Genomic DNA, 3,884 nt, shown 5'->3' on the forward strand with positions numbered 1-3,884 from the left:
CCGGCCGCCGGCGCCAAGACCGCGGCGGAGATTTCCGGCGCCGGTGCTTCCTTCATCTACCCGCTGATCTCCAAGTGGTCGGCCGACTACAACGCGGCCACCGGCAACAAGATCAACTACCAGTCGATCGGTTCCGGCGGCGGCATCGCCCAGATCAAGGCCGGCACGGTCGATTTCGGCTCCTCCGACAAGCCGCTGGACAGCGCCGAGCTGGCCGCGGCCGGCCTCGGCCAGTTCCCCTCGGCGATTGGGGGGGTGGTACCGGTGGTCAACCTGGACGGCATGGACGCGGGCAAGCTGCGGCTGACCGGCCCGGTGCTGGCGGACATCTTCCTGGGCAAGATCAGCAAGTGGAACGACCCGGCGCTGACCGCGCTGAACCCGGGCGTGACCCTGCCCGACACCAAGATCAACCTGGTGCACCGCTCCGACGGCTCGGGCACCAGCTTCAACTTCACCAACTACCTGTCCAAGGTCAGCCCGGAGTGGAAGGGCAAGGTCGGCGAAGGCACCTCGGTGCAGTGGCCGGGCGGCGTCGGCGGCAAGGGCAACGAAGGCGTGGCCTCGTACGTGCAGCAGATCAAGGGCTCGATCGGCTACGTCGAACTGGCCTACGCGCTGCAGAACAAGATGCCGTACGCGTCGATGCAGAACGCCGCCGGCAACTGGGTGCAGCCCAATGCCGAGAGCTTCGCCGCGGCCGCCGCGTCGGCCGACTGGGCCAACGCCAAGGACTTCAACCTGGTCATCACCAACGCCGCAGGCGCGCAGGCGTGGCCGATCACCGCCACCAACTTCATGCTGATGCACAAGCAGGCCAAGGATCCGGCGCGCAGCAAGGCGACCCTGGACTTCTTCAAGTGGGCCTTCGAGAAGGGCCAGCCGCAGGCCGACGCCCTGCACTACGTGCCGCTGCCGCCGGAACTGGTGCAGCAGATCGAGTCCTACTGGAGCAAGGAATTCAAGTAAGCGCCACCGCGGTGCGCACTGCGCGCAGCGCGGCGGCAACCGGCGACCGGCGGTGCAGTCCAGGCGCCGCCGGTCGCCGTCTCGGCAACTTGTGATTCGGACTTTCGGGTTCCCGCCTGTGCGGGAGCGATGCAACCACCCACCGCGCGCGGTCATCCCCGCCGCGGCCACGATCGGAGCGCGCAGGCGCGTGCTCCGGCGACGACCGAGCCCATGAACAGCACTGTCCTTCCCGAAGCGATGTCGGCGCCACGCGGACGCGACCTGCGTGACGCCCGCGCCGACCGATTGTTCCGCTGGATCCTCACCGCCACCGTCGTTTTGGTACTCGTCGCCCTGGGCAGCGCTGCGCTGTCGATGCTGTGGGGCGGCCGTCATGCCCTGCAGCTGCAGGGCATGAGCTTCTTCTACTCCAGCGAGTGGAACCCGGTCGAGAACAAGTACGGCGCACTGGCGCCGATCTACGGCACCCTGGTGACCGCCTTGATCGCGATGCTGATCGCGGTGCCGGTGAGCTTCGGCATCGCCTTCTTCCTGACCGAAGTGGCGCCACGCTGGCTGCGCGGCCCGGTCGGGACCGCGATCGAACTGCTGGCCGGCATCCCGTCGATCATCTACGGCATGTGGGGCCTGTTCGTGCTGATCCCGATCATGTCCGAGTACGTCACGCCCTGGCTCAACGACCACCTCGGCACGTTGCCGGTGATCGGCCCGATCTTCCAGGGACCCCCGATCGGCATCGGCCTGCTCACCGCCGGCTTCGTGCTGGCGATCATGGTGATTCCCTTCATCTCTTCGGTGATGCGCGAAGTGTTCCTGACCGTGCCGACCCGGCTCAAGGAGTCGGCCTACGCGCTCGGCTCCACGCGCTGGGAGGTGAGTTGGGACATCGTGCTGCCCTACACCCGCTCGGCGGTGATCGGCGGCATCTTCCTGGGCCTGGGCCGCGCGCTCGGCGAGACCATGGCGGTGGCCTTCGTGGTCGGCAACACGGTGCGCCTGTCGCCCTCGCTGCTGGAGCCGGGCACCACCATCGCCGCGCTGATCGCCAACGACTTCGGCGAGGCCACCGGCGATTACCGCTCGGCACTGCTGCTGCTGGGCTTCGTCCTGTTCCTGGTGACCTTCGTCGTGCTGGCGATCGCCCGCCTGATGCTGGCGCAACTGTCGCGCAAGGAGGGCAACTGAGATGGCCGCCGACATCGCACACCGCCTGTACAACCGCCGCCGCGTGGTCAACTTCGTGGCGCTCACCCTGTCCTGCCTGACCGCGCTGTTCGGGCTGGTGTTCCTGGCCTGGATCCTGTGGACCCTGCTGGCCAAGGGCATCTCCGGCATCAACCTGGACCTGTTCACGCGCATGACCCCGCCGCCCGGCGAGGACGGCGGCCTGGCCAACGCGTTCTTCGGCAGCGCGGTGATGTGCGGCCTGGCGCTGCTGATCGGCACGCCGCTGGGCGTGGCCGCCGGCACCTGGCTGGCCGAGTACGGCAACGCGCGCAAGACCGGCCAGGTGGTGCGCTTCGTCAACGACATCCTGCTGTCGGCGCCGTCGATCGTGCTCGGCCTGTTCGTCTACACCCTGTACGTGATGCAGACCGGCGGCAATTTCTCGGCGCTGGCCGGCGCGCTGTCGCTGGCCTTCATCGTGCTGCCGGTGGTGGTCCGCACCACCGACGAGATGCTGCGGCTGGTGCCGGCGCAGATGCGCGAGGCCGCGCTGTCGCTGGGCATCCCGCAATGGAAGGTGACCATCCAGGTGCTGTACCGCAGCGCCTCGGCCGGCATCGTCACTGGCGTGATGCTGGCGCTGGCGCGCATCAGCGGCGAGACCGCGCCGCTGCTGTTCACCTCCTTCGGCAACCTGTACTGGAACAACAACATCCTCAAGCCGATGGCCAGCGTGCCGGTGGTGATGAACAACTTCGCCGGCAGCCCCTACCCGACCTGGCAGCAACTGGCCTGGTCCGGCGCGCTGGTGCTCACCGTCTTCGTCCTGCTGGTCAGCCTCGGCGCGCGCGCCCTGCTGGTGCGCAACAAGATCTCCAACGATTGATTCCCCTATGGACCCGGCCATGAACGATCACCACAACGCCGCCCCGATGCACCGCATCGCCATGCCCAACGGGCACACCGCGCTGGCGCCGTCGCCGGTCAAGATCGCCGCGCGCGGCCTGGACTTCTACTACGACAAGTACCATGCGCTGAAGGGCATCAACCTGGAAGTGCCGGAGAAGCGCGTCACCGCACTGATCGGCCCCTCCGGCTGCGGCAAGTCCACCCTGCTGCGCATCTTCAACCGCATCTACGCGCTGTACCCGAAGCTGGAAGCGCGCGGCGAGGTGCTGCTGGACGGCGAGAACATCCTCTCGCCGAAGTACCCGATGAACCGCCTGCGCAGCAAGGTCGGCATGGTGTTCCAGAAGCCGGTGCCGTTCCCGATGACCATCTTCGAGAACGTCGCCTACGGCATCCGCCACCACGAGAAGCTGTCCAAGGCCGACATGGCCGACCGCGTCGAGCAGGCGCTGCGCCAGGGCGCGCTGTGGGACGAGGTCAAGGACAAGCTCGGGCAGAGCGCGCTGGGCCTGTCCGGCGGCCAGCAGCAGCGCCTGTGCATCGCCCGCGCGGTGGCGCTGCGTCCGGACGTGCTGCTGCTCGACGAGCCGACATCGGCGCTGGACCCGATCTCGACCAGCCGCATCGAGCAGCTGGTGGAAGAGCTGAAGAACGACTACACCATCGTCATCGTCACCCACAACATGCAACAGGCCGCGCGCGTGTCCGACTACACCGCCTTCATGTACCTGGGCGACCTGATCGAGCACGACCGCACCGAAATCATCTTCTCGCAGCCGAACAAGCAGCAGACCGAAGACTACATCACCGGCCGTTTCGGCTGAGCCGCTGCGGCC

At 67.6% G+C, this 3,884-nt stretch carries 4 protein-coding genes; all 4 read left to right on the forward strand.

Annotated elements, in window-relative coordinates:
* A partial coding sequence (gene pstS / locus D183_RS0117605; RefSeq protein ID WP_017910160.1) for a phosphate ABC transporter substrate-binding protein PstS occupies window positions 1-969 on the forward strand: 969 nt, incomplete at its 5' end.
* 213 nt (window positions 970-1,182) lie between these two features.
* The gene (pstC, locus tag D183_RS0117610) at window positions 1,183-2,157 is read left to right on the forward strand and encodes a phosphate ABC transporter permease subunit PstC (protein WP_026143658.1); all 975 of its coding nucleotides are present in this window, start codon (window positions 1,183-1,185) and stop codon (window positions 2,155-2,157) included.
* A 1-nt stretch (window position 2,158) separates the two neighbouring features.
* A complete protein-coding gene (gene pstA, locus D183_RS0117615) occupies window positions 2,159-3,025 on the forward strand; it encodes a phosphate ABC transporter permease PstA (protein WP_017910162.1) in 867 nt (288 codons plus the stop codon).
* Between the two features lie 19 nt (window positions 3,026-3,044).
* Window positions 3,045-3,872, forward strand: a complete 828-nt coding sequence (gene pstB / locus D183_RS0117620) for a phosphate ABC transporter ATP-binding protein PstB (protein ID WP_010343978.1) — start codon at window positions 3,045-3,047, stop codon at window positions 3,870-3,872.
* Window positions 3,873-3,884 lie beyond the last annotated feature (12 nt).

The sequence above is a fragment of the Xanthomonas sp. SHU 199 genome, assembly GCF_000364665.1.
GTDB lineage: Bacteria > Pseudomonadota > Gammaproteobacteria > Xanthomonadales > Xanthomonadaceae > Xanthomonas_A > Xanthomonas_A sontii.

Bases quoted from the DNA above. Each gene is read 5' to 3' on its own strand.
- pstC (WP_026143658.1), top strand. From the start codon at position 1,183: ATGAACAGCACTGTCCTTCCCGAAGCGATGTCGGCGCCACGCGGACGC.
- pstA (WP_017910162.1), top strand. From the start codon at position 2,159: ATGGCCGCCGACATCGCACACCGCCTGTACAACCGCCGCCGCGTGGTC.
- pstB (WP_010343978.1), top strand. From the start codon at position 3,045: ATGAACGATCACCACAACGCCGCCCCGATGCACCGCATCGCCATGCCC.